The organism is Paenibacillus periandrae (assembly GCF_022458865.1).
GTDB classification, from domain to species: Bacteria; Bacillota; Bacilli; order Paenibacillales; family NBRC-103111; genus Paenibacillus_S; species Paenibacillus_S periandrae.
On the sequence record NZ_JAJNMU010000005.1, the window covers coordinates 335,789 to 351,649 of the forward strand.

Annotated in this window: 10 protein-coding genes and 2 pseudogenes; all 12 read right to left on the reverse strand. The window is 46.8% G+C overall.

Translation table 11 applies throughout. The features are described 5' to 3' along the window. Positions 1 to 82 precede the first annotated feature (82 nt). Positions 83 to 193: pseudogene (locus LRL21_RS46770) on the reverse strand (adenylyl-sulfate kinase); the annotation flags it as partial. Between the two features lie 37 nt (positions 194 to 230). Continuing rightward, positions 231 to 335 (reverse strand): annotated as a pseudogene (locus LRL21_RS46775) (adenylyl-sulfate kinase); the annotation flags it as partial. Positions 336 to 398: 63 nt separating this feature from the next. After that, positions 399 to 2,192 (reverse strand): sulfotransferase domain-containing protein, encoded by a 1,794-nt coding sequence (locus tag LRL21_RS10570; protein ID WP_240415739.1) that lies wholly within the window; start codon positions 2,190 to 2,192, stop codon positions 399 to 401. A gap of 25 nt (positions 2,193 to 2,217) precedes the next feature. Next, complete coding sequence (locus tag LRL21_RS10575) at positions 2,218 to 4,056, reverse strand: acyltransferase family protein (protein WP_240415740.1); 1,839 nt, start codon at positions 4,054 to 4,056, stop codon at positions 2,218 to 2,220. 41 nt (positions 4,057 to 4,097) lie between these two features. Beyond that, a complete protein-coding gene (locus tag LRL21_RS10580; RefSeq protein ID WP_240415741.1) occupies positions 4,098 to 5,168 on the reverse strand; it encodes a glycosyltransferase in 1,071 nt (356 codons plus the stop codon). Then, on the reverse strand, positions 5,165 to 8,227 hold the full coding sequence (locus tag LRL21_RS10585) for a sulfotransferase (RefSeq protein ID WP_240415742.1): 3,063 nt from the start codon (positions 8,225 to 8,227) through the stop codon (positions 5,165 to 5,167). Before LRL21_RS10585 ends, LRL21_RS10580 begins: the two co-directional genes overlap by 4 nt. A 133-nt stretch (positions 8,228 to 8,360) precedes the next feature. Then, entirely contained in the window at positions 8,361 to 10,085 is a 1,725-nt protein-coding gene (locus LRL21_RS10590) for an acyltransferase family protein (protein WP_240415743.1), read from the reverse strand. Between the two features lie 674 nt (positions 10,086 to 10,759). After that, on the reverse strand, positions 10,760 to 11,038 hold the full coding sequence (locus tag LRL21_RS10595) for a hypothetical protein (RefSeq protein WP_240415744.1): 279 nt from the start codon (positions 11,036 to 11,038) through the stop codon (positions 10,760 to 10,762). Beyond that, positions 11,035 to 12,747 carry an ABC transporter permease gene (locus LRL21_RS10600; protein WP_240415745.1) on the reverse strand — a complete coding sequence of 571 codons (1,713 nt, stop codon included), beginning with the start codon at positions 12,745 to 12,747 and terminating at the stop codon, positions 11,035 to 11,037. Before LRL21_RS10600 ends, LRL21_RS10595 begins: the two co-directional genes overlap by 4 nt. 13 nt (positions 12,748 to 12,760) lie before the next feature. Beyond that, complete coding sequence (locus LRL21_RS10605; protein ID WP_240415746.1) at positions 12,761 to 13,768, reverse strand: ABC transporter ATP-binding protein; 1,008 nt, start codon at positions 13,766 to 13,768, stop codon at positions 12,761 to 12,763. 94 nt (positions 13,769 to 13,862) lie between these two features. Beyond that, a complete protein-coding gene (locus LRL21_RS10610) occupies positions 13,863 to 14,975 on the reverse strand; it encodes an extracellular solute-binding protein (RefSeq protein WP_240415747.1) in 1,113 nt (370 codons plus the stop codon). 48 nt (positions 14,976 to 15,023) lie between these two features. Next, a complete protein-coding gene (locus LRL21_RS10615) occupies positions 15,024 to 15,842 on the reverse strand; it encodes an MBL fold metallo-hydrolase (RefSeq protein ID WP_240415748.1) in 819 nt (272 codons plus the stop codon). Positions 15,843 to 15,861 lie beyond the last annotated feature (19 nt).

Here is a 15,861-nt window from a genome sequence, read left to right on the forward strand (position 1 = left end):
TGCCATCCACGAGAGCTTGGACACACTGTTTCACAGTCGCATTCTGTATCCAAGGGAGGCTCATACGGCGAGTCAATAAATGCTTGATGAGGCCCGATCTTGCTTTGCAATACAACCCTTTGGGATCGCGCCGCTCGCATGCTTCAACCGAGCACCCCACATAAACCTCCATGTAATCTTCAAGCACGAATCGCTGCCGAACTGCGCAGCACTATACACCGGATACCTCGCTGAAACAGTGCTCTTTCGGTTGCGGCAGCCAATGTTGATTTTCCGGAGCCTGACAATCCTGTGAACCATAGCACCTTTCCCTTGTAGCCATTCATGTTTTCCATTCAGTCTTGCCTATCATAATGCCCTCCGCTCGTTCCAAACTTAATTCTTCCCCTGAACGCTTATCAGTCCCAGTCGTACGTTTCGCCGATCAATTCAAACAATCGCCGGTTCGGTTCCGCATAGTAGTTACGCAGCCATTTCATCGTATCTTGCGAAATAGGCTGTTCGTATTCGCCTTCATTTAGCAGCACATACTCACCCGGTTCCCACAGCGGCATATCAAGAAAATCCAGTACTTTCCTATAACTCACCGCCGGCTCCTGGAACCATGCCTCGCTGCTCATCACGAGAATTTGGTCCTTGGGGAAATACCGGTACCATCTCTCCAGTTGCTCCACATATAACCCCCGCTTCAAATAAGAAAAAATCGAACAATTCTGGCTTGAGAAGCGAGGGTCCCTGATCATTCGGTTATACGCTTCTTCTACTCTTGAACGCTCGGCCTGCAGCGCCTCCGGAAACGACATCGGCTCCAGACCTCGTCTCACCATCATTTGATAATGGGAATAGGCTCGATCGACGGGATTGCGCAGAACGACGATCAGCTTAACCTCAGGGAGCCATTCACGCACCCGGCCGGGTGTCTGAGGATGGAATAGATAATAGGGACTCGACTCTCCTGTTATGTGGCCTTCAATCAGATCAGGTGGGAAGTTCTTCTTGTACCAGTCGAACCCGAGTTGATATTGCTCGTCGAAGAAATGAACTTCCTTCACAGCGGCCGATTGAATGTTAGGGTGCTGGACGAGGTCATGGTACAGGGAGGTGGTACCTCCTTTTTGCGTCCCGATAATCAGAAAAGCAGGCTCCGTCGTAGTGTTGTTATAGAGCTTGGTCCGGGCAGATCGTACCCATTCCACTTTGCGTTTGTTGACGAAATGAAGGTGCTGGACAACACTATCCATATCCGTACCTGGTGGCGCGATTTCCAAACACCGAACGGCATCCTCGCTCGCCTCTTCTTGCATGCCTAATTCCAGATACACGGATGAGCGCAGGATTTTAACAGAGAACTCATTGTAGCCCTTGTCGAGCGATTGATTGAAAAACTTCAAGGCCTGCTCGAAATCCTGCTGCTGCTGGCTCCTGCAGCCCATCCGGTAGTAATACTCGGCCAGATAATCATGGGCTCCCTCGCTCTGCTCATAAGCCATAAGCACGTCACGTGTTGGTCCACTCAGCTTGATACGGCCTTCCTCAAGCCAGATCGCCTGATCACAAATGATTTTAGCCTGTTCTCCCGCATGACTGACAAATAGAATGGTGGTACCCGCGCTCTTCAACCGCAGGATAGCATTTATGCATTTCTTCCGAAATTCATGATCGCCAACCGCAAGCACCTCGTCGATCAGCAAAATGTCAGGTGTCATATGGATGGCTATGGAAAAGCCCAGTCTCATATACATGCCAGTCGAGTAGCTCCGCACCAACTGGTCAATGTCTTCTCCAAGCTCGGAGAACGCGATGATGCTGTCCATTTTCTCCTGAATCTCCTTGCGCGTAAACCCGAGAACAGAACCGTTAAAATATATATTTTCTCTGCCGGTAAAGTCAGCATGGAACCCCGCTCCGAGTTCCAGCAGGGTCGCCACTTTACCATCGACTTTAACGCTACCGGAGGTAGGATGCAAGATCCGGCTGATCAGCTTCAGCAGCGTGCTCTTGCCGGAACCGTTTTTGCCGATCAGCGCCAAGCTCGCCCCCTTCGGGAGCTCCAACTCAATGTCACGCAGCACCCATTTATCCATCAATTCCGCAGGCGCGGGTGCCATCATGATGTCCTTAATCGTATTTCGCTGTCCGCCTTGCTTGTTGAATTTTTTGGACACCTGATGCAGCTCGATTGCGTTATTCATGCGCCCACTCCTGTCTTTAAACCATTTATACTTCCTCGACCACATGTTTCTGCAACAGCGCAAATACAGCTAACGCTACCGCGTTGACGACGACGAGAACTAGCAGCATAGGAAGGATAACGCCAAAGTCCGGCCATTGGCCGTACAAAAAGATCTCCCGATAAGCGTCGATGATCGTTGTCATCGGATTGTATTCGAACAGCCATCTATATGAACTAGGGATAAGCGATACAGGGAATAATACCGGTGTCAAATAGAAACCAACCATCATCAGGACATTCAGGATATGTTCCAGGTCCCGAAGATAAACCGTAGCCAGTGCAGCAAACATCACAATGGGAAATATAATCAGCGTCTGCGCGAGCAATATGATCGGGAAACCCGACAAGGTCACCGTAAGCGGAATCCCACTAAGCCAGAGCGCCGGAATTAAAATGACTAACGTAAGCAAGTAGTTGATCAGATTGCTTCCAATGACCGACAGCGGAATAACCTCTCGCGGGAAATAAACCTTCTTCATCAACTCTGCATGATTGATCATGCTTCTGGCGCCGCCGGTAATCGACTGGGAGAAAAAATTCCAGGGCAGCAGCGCCACGAGGATGAACATTGGAAAATGGGGAATGTCTGCCTTCATTATGAACGAGAACACTGCCGTGTATATGCCCAACATCAGAAGCGGGTTCATAAACGTCCACAGAAACCCGAGCGCCGAGCCCTTGTAGCGCGTCCGTAAATCCTTCAACACCATATTTCGAAGCATCTCCCGATACTGGTAGATCTCCTTCAGCGGATGAATCGAATCCCACTCGTTGCGAAACCGAATGGCCAGCTTAAAGCTTGCCTTCAACGCAAACAGACCCCCGCGCCAAACGCGGTCGATAAGGAGAGACGCAAGCACGATGAGGACGGCGGCAATCGGCACATACTCCAGAGGGCTGCTATGGATAATGTCCCACGGACGATGCTCGTAAAGCCACTCCATAATGAACACATGGCTTAAATAAATATGGAACACGGAGGAGCCTATCACGGATAGAAGCCGCGGGCTTTTCGCATCCGCAGCTGTTGTGCGAAGCACAACAACGAAGACCGCCGCAGCCGTAAAGAAGACGGGAATAGAAGTATCCTCGTAAAAGTACATTTTCGCTGAAGGATGTGCAGACAAAAGCCAATTCGTTCCGACCACGATCGCTATATACGACATGATCCCTGCCCCATAGAGAAGCCAGCTGATTCCCTTATTCAATGCTGCTGTCGACAATACGAAACCGATCAGGAAATATCCTATATAGCCTGGCAAGCTAGGTACATCAATGACGAAGCCCCAGGTATTCCAATTCCAGTGTGCCAGCGGAAATAGATTGGAGAAGATCAGCCCCGCAGCCCCGATGCAGAATACAACACGCAAGGAGGCGCGTTTCACCAGCACCCGAAGAAGGGGCGCAATCAAATACAGAATACCAATCATATAAACGTACCCGAGATGATAATGCAGCGTTCCTTTAATGAATCCTTCGGCAAATCGTCCCCAATCGAATGAAGGCTCCTTGCGAATATCCCACACATAATAAATCATGCTCCATAGGACGAACAGCGGCACAATGCTTCTGAACCTTTTTAAATAGAATGTCAACGCCGATTCACCTCGACCCGGAGCAAGCAGAAGCATTCCATTGATCATGATTAATACGGGGATGCTCCATCGGAAGGCGGCGTCTATGACATGCGCTGTCCACCAGAAGCGAATGTCTCCAACCTCGCTCCTAATGTCGATGACCGAAGCGGTTAAGTGGATGAGTACCACGCCGATCATCGCCGCGACCTCAAGAATGTCCGCATAGATCCATCTTGCTCTTGTCATATCATTTTTCCCCTAACATAAATATCCGTTTCGATTGCGAGTTAATGGTTCATTAGACGTTTCAACAGCTTCTTCCCTTGCCTGATCACATTACCGGCAATCTGTTCCACGCTGATGTACCTTTCGAAGTATTCATTGCTAAGCGCAAAGGGGTTGTCCACCCGGTAGGGGATCTCAGGCGTATCCCGATAGATGAAACGGGCGTCGCGTTCGATCCGCTCACCGCTTGCATAATAATCGTACGACCACTTGGTGTGGCCTAGACGTGCCTGATCGACCTGATTGAGCTCCCGAACATACTCGTCGCGCAGCGCGTATACTACATTGCTGCGATCGGGTACATACTTGTTGATCATCCCTTCGTTTGCGCCTGAATCGAAACCGGAATAGTGGAAAAAACGCAAAGGCTGACCGTTTACCCAAGGGCCATCGTCCGCTGTTAGCCTTCGTTTGGATAGATTCCACGGGGCGACGTTGTAACCGGGGTGCTTCAGAATATGGACATCGAAGTAGCAGGGCGCCAGATCGATCCACTTCTGGTCGGTGAAGATGCCTCTCGGGATATCGTCATAACAGAACATCGCCAGTCGGCTTGCCCACCAATCGGCAAAGCGCATAGCCTCTTCGGATCTGGAGAGCGCAAGGAAGCCAAGATTGAATACGCCGTGCTGCAGAGCGCTTAATTCATTGTCCATCACCGCGTCCATAATGTCCTCGGGATGGCACAGATGCGGCGTCAATACGATCGGATGGCGGTTCATTGCCTCCACCAACTCTGTCAGTTCACCATAGACCTTAATATCCGGATCCAGATAAACGAAGTGGTCTTCTGCAGCATAGTCCCGGAACAGATATCGGAAGAGCTGTCCCTTGACCGCCGTTGAGGCTTCAACGATTGAATGCTTAAAGATAAACTTGTCGAAATGCTCGAAACCGAGGTCCTTCGCAAGAACGACATTGTCGAAATGCTCACAGCTTCGCGCTGCAGGATGAATTTCCCGCTCCAGCAAGCATACGATAAATTGCGTATTCGGATTGGTTTCCTTCAGTGACTTCGCCAGCACCATCGCTTTCGGCAAGTAATTGGCGCATATGGATGTCGTAACGATCATGAACGAGCCTCTCTTTCGCCAGAAGGCAGATGATTGTACTCCAGTGTGTAACGTGCCCGATTTCCTGAAACATAGGCTCTTACCTGCTCGGAATCGAGCAAAAATGCTCTCAGTTGATCTTCGCCACTCCAAACTTTGCCCAACTCCGGATGTTCATCAATGGTTGCAGCTATATTCCCGCTGAGAGGTGAGGTAAGGACGAGGACGCCTGCCGCAATCGCTTCCTGAAGCGTATAAGAGTAACTCTCCGGGACAATCGACCATAGCAGTACGAGGTCGATGTCTTGCGCAATCAGAAGATTGGACGCCCCCATTCTGCCTTCTCGAAGGAAAGAATAGTGATGTACCGCGACCTGATCGGCGTACTTCTTCTGCGAACCAATATGGTGAAACTCATAAAGTAGGCCAAGTGCTTCATCTTTATACAAGCGCTCCCATAACGACCAGCCTTTATTGTCCATTTTATATCCGAGGAATGCGAGTCTGATTTTTCGATGCTCGGGCCTGGGCTTGTAAACGATTGTTTGCTTATTGAAGATCAGATGTCCCCTGACCAGCATTTTATCTGCGAGATCTGGATAGATGGCAATTACGGTTTCTTTGACAATTTCAGAAGGCACTACAATTCGATCGGCTTGAAGAAGCACCGGTCGAATGGCATTGCGCCAATCTGCGAGCACCATCCCGTGCGTGCAGCTCAGACAGATGTCCGCGTTAGCCCCCGAGGCGGCAACGACATCGGCAATGCAGGAATGTCTCTCTTTTGCTTCTTTAATGCTCGGAGTCATTTTAGGTTGGTAGACCATGTGGTAACTGGAGCATACTGTGAAAAAATCATGCATGAAAAGTGTATGCGGAAGAGCGCCTGCTTCTTCCACATTCCGCAACAGAGTCCTATAATCGTTTATCTCCCAATTCAACAGATGATGGGTATAAATATCAGAAAGTTGCTCATGAATGCGGGAGAGCCACTCCGTAATCTCCTTTACCGGATAAAAACCCCTCAATTGATCGTTCACGATCACCCCATAATAAGTGTCTTCCTTTGTATTCAACAAGGAATAGCTTTGACCTGGGTAGATCTGAATAATTCCAATGTTTCTTCGAGACAAATACGAAGCTTGTTCATAAATATACTTTTCGGTACCGCCCATGGATTCGAGATAGTTTGTGTGGGAGAAGATCAAAGCATTTTGCTTATAAGGAAGCCTGCCTGCCAAGCCGGTTTGACGAGAATACCGATTCCTGCGAAGCGCGTATTCCTGCAGCAACCCCTTGGCCCAACCCTTGAGTCGCCGTTTGGCTCTTCGCTCAATCTCTCTCGCGATTCGAAGCGGCAGGGTTATCTTCCAAGACAACGATTTGGAATATAAAGCGACCTCCCGCCGGTATTTTTCTATCTCTAGATCCTTTTGCCGAATGAATAGTTCCTGATCGTACTTCATCTGCTGTTCTCTTTTTTCGATCTCTAGATCCTTTTGCCGAATGAATAGTTCTTGATCGTACTTCATCTGCTGTTCTCTTTTTTCGATCTCGGTGTTTCGTCGGCTAGCTTCGGCTTGCTCTTCTTGCAGCTCCCGACTTAGCGCGCTGAGCTTCGCTTCGCGACTCCTGCTGTCCTCGCATAGAAGCTCCAGCGTATCGATTTGCTGCTTGATCTGCGCAGCGGCCAATTCAAGTGCTTTCTCTTTCTCGCTATTCGCTATCAGCAGCCGTTCTATTCGCAAGCTGGCATTGCGAAGCGCGGTGGTCAATTCAACTTCAACAGGTCGTTGAAGCTGAAATCCTTGAACCACCTCAGCTTCTATTCCGAACGAGCAACTTAGCTCCAGTAGCACGGACGCACCCTCGTTATGTGGAGGCAAATCCCGAATCAACAGCTGCGATGTACTGCCCGTGACGATTCCAGAGACATAATCCTCTCCATCGTCTATCCGTGTGAAGGCCAGAAAGTTCACGTACTCTTTGGCATGATCACGAAGAAGATCGGCCTCCTCCCCTTCATGGATGAGACATAGCCTGAATAACTTGACATATGCGGGCTTCGCAAAAAAGTCGATTCGCAATACCGACCCCAGGGATTCGCGAATCTCGACTGTATGACAACTTTTCTGTCCTTTCGCGTTAACGGTTACGTAGGTCGATTTCTCCTCCTTGAACTGCCCGTCTGCTCCAGCCCAATAAAACCGTACTCGATAGGATTTCTCGTGGCTCAAGAACCGATCGGTTTGCACCAGTTGGTCGTAGTCTTTCCGTATGCTTTCGCGTAGCTCGTCTTCATGCAGTGCATAAGGGTCCCTCTCGCCTCTCATTCCGGCGAGATACGTTTGTCGTACCATAGCGGGTACGAAGCGATCTTCCCATACATCCTGTTTGGAAAAGCAGTTATGTCTCAGGGCTGGCTTCGGTAAATCGCTGACTCTCGCCTGATCCATAGCACCGTATGGAACGTTTAGAAAGCCGCTGATTCTCCGGCAGGCCTCGATAGGTTGCTCTAACAATTGGTCGTAGTCGATGACGATCCGCTGCTCATGGCTCGTATAATATAAGCTGGAAAGGACGTATAAATTCCATATTGCGAACGACTTGTCATAAAGGAATTGGTCTCGCTTATACAATGAAGCGGCTACGTTCAAAGGATTGCGCAGGTTGAGAATATACCGAGCGTCTATACTCAGCTCTTTAAAAACGGATTGCCACAACGGGAGCAGCAGGCATGTTCGCGGATCTTTGAATCCCCATAATGGAGAATTCAAGAAATCTCTGGTGACAATCTGAACCAGTCTCTCCCGACTTGCCATTCCTGCCTCAGTCAACAACCAATTCTCGGGCAGCGGCTTCGTAGTATCCCATGACGAAGACAAACGGTTCAGCAACTCATCGTGAATAGCCACGATCTCGGCGTGTTCCCAAAAGCCCTCGGGATTGTCCTCCCTGGGAGGAACCATCTGATGTTCATTTCCCATATAGACGCCCAGCGATCTAACGGTTTGAGCCAACAATGATGTACCGCTTCGGTGCATCCCAAGGATGATTACTGCTACTGCTCTAGCCGACATTGCTGCACCTCTTTAAGTTTCGGATATACAATTACGATCTATGTTATTCGACAAAATCTCGCATGAATCCTTCTGTTTTGGATAAAAAGGAACCCTATGTCAAGAGATCGCCCATTCCCCCTAAAATTCGGCTCTATTTTTTAATATAAATTGCAAAATGATTGACTTTGACAGAAAAGGTACCTGAACCGTTCGGAAAAATATTTAGTCTCAACTGTGCGCTTTCGATATCGTCTTGAAGCAGAGTTGAAACTGAAACCCATTGGTTGTTTCCTTTCACGGCAGGATTGCCAAAATGCTGAACCGAACCATTGTTCACTCCTGCAAAAACTAAATTCCCTCTACTTGCGCTTACTCTGGCTGCAATGGTTACCTGTTTATTTTTAAGTTGTTCTTGTATCGGTTGCGGAAGCTTGCCGATTATAGCAACCCAATCGGAATCCCCCGTTACTAAGAAGGTACTTTTATCCTTGGTAAGCTGGGGCGAATCGCCCGGCGGACAAAAGATGGTAAAGTCATTAGGGTCAGAGCTCTCCCACACTTTTTGATAGCTTGGGTTATTCATTATACGAGTTTCAGTCACTAAATTGGATGTAATAAAATTAGTGCTGTAACCATTTCTCGTAGCCGCAGACGCAGCAAATAACCCTACCACAAATAGAAGACCGAATGCTGTAACAACAATAATTTTTTTCATAAAACAGGTAGATATCCGGTTATTGGTCAAAAATGGAAGCTCAATATACTTGTACATCAAATATCCGATGACAAAAGAACAAACAACACCAATGGTCATTAAAAATACGAATCTCAACATGGGGGATGTAATGCTGTATTCATCTAAAAACAAATTATAACCATACCACGTTAATGTATCGTGAATTAAAAATATACTGTAGGATACAATCCCTACTGTGCATAGCAATTTGTTTTGGAATACTTTGCTCAATCGCCCTTGTTCCTTATTCAATAGAATTCCAAATATGGCCAGGAAGCAGCCTAACCCGCTTTGAAACGGGGCATCCATGATTAAAGCCGGAAGAGGTAACCAGCACCAGAAGAATAAAAAACATCCTGATAAGAAGAAGTATAGATTATACGAGTGAAGCCCCGTCTTTTCAGGCAAATACACAAAAATTCTAGCCAACAAAATTCCGAAACAAAATATATCCATTTGGGATAAAATATTATATCCCCATATGAAATCTCCGCTGGCTATAAAGTAATGCCGATAGATTGTCGGAAAGATCATCATAATCGTCATCCACGCAACGAAAGAAGGCGTCCTCTTTGTAATATGGGCTAGTAACGGGAGTAATAGATAAAAATAAATTTCAGGATTCAGCGTCCATGTACCGGGAACGATATCCATCGTTATTCCAGTAGTGAAGAAATGGAAAAGCGGCTGTAGAAAGAACAGATTGGACAGAATATTGGCGAACGAAATCGGCGCTGAGAAATAGCTGCGTCCTATTAAGAAAAATAAAATAATATAAACAGCTGCCACAAAGTAAAACACAGGGATAATCCGCAGAAATCTACGTCGAACGAATCGACCATAGGAAACAAACGGTGTTCCCTCTTTTATTGCTTTAGCAAACGGCAAGTAGAGTAGAAAAGCCGATAGTACAAAGAAAATTCTTACGCCTAATACTCCAGCTTGGAAAAACCAGCTTATATTATAAGTGGTTTCGAATACACGCACGTTAACCGGAAAGCCTTCCCCGTTCGGACCTGCATTCGCCCAAAAATGGACCATCATCACCATTAATATAGCGATTCCTCTTAAACCATCCAAAGACGAAATATTTGGCACTCCTGATGAGTTAGACCTGATGAGTCCGGTATTCTTGAACATCTTCCACCTCATCTTCCATAATTTTATAGCGTACCTATAGCAGCTTCTTATTGCCTTCCACATCCGATGTTTAGAGGACGGATATCCTCCCACTGTCGAATGAAGTTCCCCGGAGACCACATCGACGTACTCCTGAACGTTTGAGCGTTAGGTATTATGGGCTCAACCTCACTTTCTCGCTTTTAGTCGAGTATAGCACAGCCCATATCTTGTAAATCAAGTGTGTAAGTAGCATGTTGTGTTCCTCTGTTGTGAGACTAAGGTGAGATTCAATGCACCCAAACAGACAGCACGAGTTCGCCTGCGTAGCGATCTTCCCCCGAAGTGGCCCGACCTCCACCCTGCCGGGGGCGCGTTTCCGCACCCCACAAACGTTTAATGCGAAAAATTTCGCCGTTACTTATGATAGGGTTCTGCTTAACGGTCATAACGGCGAAAATTAAGGGCATCCGACTGGATGCCCTTAATAGTTGGGACAGGGGTTCAGCATCACGAACCGTAGTGTGGCAAATCCGCAATTCGACGCCACGTGATGCTGAGGATTTTTGGCGAAGCGGCGTAGAACTTCAACAAGCTTGGCCGTTCTCCCATCGAAACAATACCTCATCCTGCTAGCCATGGGCTAACTATTCAGCTATCGTCCCCGTTCGTAACACTTGAACATAATTTTTTTGTTAATTTCCTCCAACATGAACCACACCAATTACGGTTTCACCATCAACGTCATACAGCGGAATATCACGACCACATGGCGATCTACTGTTCTGTATCGCAATGGCTTCCTCGGGTGATTTTGGTAGCTCACCGTCTATGTCTTTTTTCAGCAGAACCGTATGTCTGTCCATATTCATTTTCAGGATAGTTGAGAGGATTTGTATGGCTTTGATTAGTCGCACTTTTAGCATATGTGCTTTGGAATGCCATTGCACCTCCCACGTCAGTACATCTTTCAACGCTTACTTTTTCTTCCATAAACAAAATATAACGTAATAGCGGACATGATCATTAATATGACGGAATATACCAGAGTTAACGCTTTGGTGTCAGCCAGAGCCTGTGCATCCGTACTGTTTTTGATAACGATGCCAAGAGGCTGGTACAAAGGATGATAGAGGAATACGGTTAGATCGTAATCCGCCAAAATACCGTTGAAGTTCAAAGCCAGCACGGCTAGCGTTGACGGGAGTATGATCGGTAACAATACTTTCGTGAACGTATAGAACGACTTGGCACCCAAATTTTTCGCCGCATCCTCCAGATTACCGTCCAGACTGAAGAAGGACGCTTTCACCATACGGAGGGTGAACGGAATGTGTACGATGACATAGGCAAGAAATAGCATCCAGACCGTTCCCACTAATATCGAATTCCCAATAATCAGTCTTGGCGAGTTAAAAGTTACGATAAGCCCGATTGCGATTAATGTCGAAGGCAGCATCCATGGGATTAGAAGCGCATACTCCAGAGCAACTGTCCACTTGTTCTTGAACTTATGCAAAATTCGCGATGCTGCCAAGGCCAGGGCCACAACGGTTACCGAGGCCGCAGCGGCATACACAATGCTCACCAGGTAAGGTTTGAACGCGGACATGTTGGAGAACACATTCTTGTAATTGCTTAAGGAGAAGCTGCTAAGGCTGAGCGTTGCCGTAAATATGCTGTGTGCATCCGTAAATGAAAAGACAACAATAAGAACGACCGGAATGATATAAAGGAGAAACAGGAAGTAAGCCAGAATATGCGCTGTTATATTTGCGAGCTTATTGTTGATCTTCTGCTTGACCAGCTCCGATTTTACTTTGGAAACGGACATGAAATTACCTTTTCGTTCGAATCTGATCATAATGGTCAACAAAACTAAAGTAGCCAGACCGAGAATGAGCGCCAGCAGCGCAGCCAGATCTCTGGAGGACACACTATTCGAGAAGGTCAGAATCATCGGTGTGATCGTTTGAAACTCTACTCCGCCCAGAATCAGAGGAGCGGACGTTGCAGACAAGCCTGTCAGGAAGATCAGAATCGTCAGCGCAAACATCGTAGGTTTCAAGACCGGAAGAACCACCCTCCACAGGATATAAAAGGTGGATGCGCCCATATTTTTTGCTGCTTCTACGGTTTGAAAATCAATTTTACGAATGGCATTGCTTAGAAACAGGACGTGGTTGGACGTACAGGCGAAGGTCATTACGAATAAAACAGCCCAGTAGCCGTGAAACCATGTCGTATCAAAGGAAGGAAACAAATTGACCAAAACCTTGGTCATGAAGCCATTTTCACCATATACGAATTTATATCCGGACACTAATACAACACCGCTATAGATAAGGGTAGTAAAATAGCCAAGCCTTAAAATTTTCGCACCTTTAATATCAAAATACTCCGAGATCAGAACCAATGTGACGCCAACTATATTTACCGTAAAAACAAGGGATACGGCCAGAATAAAGCTGTTATACAAGCTTCTCATCGCACGTTCGGATGACAACAGCTTTTCTGCCGCCGTGAACGAAAATTTGCCGCCCTTAAAAAAGATTTCATAATAGATATTAATGTTTGGATAGATCAGAAAGGCAACGACAAACCAGGCTATCAGAGCGTAAAAAACGAATGCAGTCAGGTTGATGGATGTGAGCCCTTTTTTTATTTTCTCTGCGTTCAACATGCTTCCTCCTTCCCTAGTACTGCAGAATATCGCTGACATTGATGTATATATCAATATCGTCACCGACTTTATTATGAGCAAGCCCGCTTTCCTTCTCGATCGTCTTTAGCAGCCCCCCACCAGCAACCTCTATTAAATATTTGCTGTACAGTCCATAAAACTCCTGATCCACGATAGTCCCCTTCAATTGTACGGCATCCGTACTCGGCAGAGGCAGCAAGCTCACTTTTTCGTTGCGGATGTAGGCTATTTTATTCGGGTCGATGAAATCCTTCAACCGACTGTTTTTAATAATCTGCTGATCGATCTTGTTGATATCACCAATGAAATTGCATACAAACTCCGTTTTAGATTGATTGTAGACTTCCTTGGGAGTGTCGACTTGCTCTACGATTCCATTGTTGAATACGGCGATTCGATCAGACAATGTTAACGCTTCTTCCTGATCATGAGTGACATAGATGGTCGTGATCCCGAACTTCTTTTGAAGATTTTTCAACTCATTTCGCAATTGTACTCTTAGCTTGGCGTCCAAATTGGATAAAGGCTCATCCAGTGCCAAAATGCTCGGCTTTAGAATCAGCGCTCTGGCAATAGCTACGCGCTGCTGCTGGCCGCCGGACAACTCAGATACTTTTTTAAAAATCTGCTCCTCCTTCAAATCCACCTTCTGGGCAATGTCCCGCACTTCCAGGTCAATTTCGGCCTTCGAAGCCTTCTTGACACGCAGGCCAAAGGCAATATTCTCATAAACGTTCATGGTCGGAAACAGGGCATAGCTTTGGAACACCATGCTGATCGCTCTTTTTTCTATAGGCACATTCGTAATATCCCTATCGCCTAACATAATTTGTCCGCTCGTTGGCTTAATGAATCCGACTAGACTGCGAAGAATCGTTGTTTTCCCGCACCCTGACGGACCGAGAAAGGTAAAAAACTCGCCTTCTTTTATGTGCAGATTCAGGTTTTTGATAGCTTGGAAATTACCAAATTTTATTTGAATATCATTAAATGTTATCATATTTACTCCTATACCTTTTTTTAATTTCTTAAAGAATAACTGCATATTGGAGCACCAATATGCAGTCCGTTATTCATTTCGTTTTTCACTTTATTTATTTCATGATCTGCAATTCAATTTTCTCTACCCATTTTCCAATGTTGTTAGCAATGAAACCCCAATCCAAAGGCTGAGCTTTCAAAGTAGCATACAATGCTTTCACGGGCTCATTGGCTTTGGCCACTGCTTTCGTATTTGCAGGCATGGAGTTGAACTTAGCGGCAAATTCGCCTTGAACTTCTGAGGTTCCCATCCATTCGGCGAACCGTTCTGCCGTTGCCTTCTTCTTGGTACCGTTAATAATCGCTACGTGCTCCACGATCATAGGCACGCCGATTTGCGGACTTACGATGCCTGCCTTCACTTTATACTGCTCTTCCTTCTTACTGAGTGTACCGGAAACCACGGCTCCAAGCGGCGTTTTTCCGCTTGCCAGGTTGGCGTAGAAGTCCTCTCCTTCGACCGCTCTAACACCGTTGTCAAACAATTGCTTAACTTCATCCCAGCCTTGCTTGGAAATGCCAAGTTCACCCTTCGGGTCCTGGTATCTGGTCAGAATTCCCGCTACTACGAGCTGCGGTGTAATTTGTCCCAGTAGGGTAGGCGCTTCATATTTGCCCTTGAACGCTGCATTTTTGTAGAGGTCCGCCCAATCCTTTGGTGCTGTTTCGGCTGTAAAATTTTTCGGATTATAGCCAAGCAGAATCGCTTGCTTCACAAGACCGTGATAGAAGCCTTCCGGATCGTTTAAGCCTGGCTCAACTTCTCCAGCCCATTTCGGGACATATTTGGTCAAGACGTTTTCCTTCTTCAAATTTTCATAAAGCATGTTGTTCAAACCGAACACAACGTCCGCAACCGGATTGTTCTTCTCTGCAATCAACCGGTTCGTCAGGTTGGCGCCACCTGCTCCAACAAGCTCCATCTCGAAGCCGGCGCTTTTCGCTTTCTCAATTAACCATTCGCCACGACCATCGGAATTCGCATTCGTATAAACAATCAGCTTCTCATTCTTAACCGGTTCATTCGCTGCCGGTGCAGATGCAGAAGGGGTGTTGGCCGGTGGGGTAGTCCCAGCAGCATTACCGTTATTACTGCCGCCACCGCAAGCAGTTACCGCTAGACACAAGACCGACAACAAAGATACACTAGCCATTTTTTTCATCATTCTTTTTGACACTCCTTTAGGTTATAGGTTGAATTTTTATAAATGAATCTAGATGTATAAAATCAATCCGTCGTAGGCCACCACGACCCCGGCGGGCTTGAAAATTTCGTCAAATTCATCATGAAGCAGCTTGGAATTATGGCTGAAGTGCGTGACGACGATGCGCCCTTCCTCTTTCAAAATGTTTTCTTTCCGAAATTCACGCTGAGCCTCCAGCACCGTCTCAATACACATATGATTGCGATCGCGGGATTTTCCCGTGTATCCGTGCGTGCAGTCGAGTATGGCACAATCCAGGTTTTTTCCCTTTAACCATGCCCATGTAGCTTCAGGAAACCAGCCCGAATCATGTCCATACAGCAGCTTTTTGCCATCCTTTTCGATCACGTATAACAAACAGGTTTCCATACTGTCATGATCCGCCAGCAGCGGTGTAACAAGAGCATCACCCACTTTTATCGTCTCGAATGGGCGGAGCAGATGAAACGCAAACCTTTCTCCCGCAAAACGGCCGATGGCGACACGCGTATGGTGCATCACGGCATCATTGCCATAGATATGCATCGGATGCTGAAGGTTGTGAGCAATTCCCGCTCTCCGGCATTCCAAATCATAAGCATTAAAATGATCAGAGTGCGTATGGGTGACAAGCAAGTGCTCAATAGCACCCAAATCAATATTGTCGCGAAGCGCCTGCATATAAGAATCGGGGGAATAGTCGAACTTGATTACATCGTCAATGATGGCCGAGCTTCGTGTTCGTATGTTCTTTCCTCCAAGCTTTCTTGCTTGGAGACAATGCTCACAGCGGCAAAATGCATTCGGAAAGCCCTCTGCAGCTGCGGTTCCCAGAAAATGAATTTTCATATAAAGTCCTCCTGTCAAT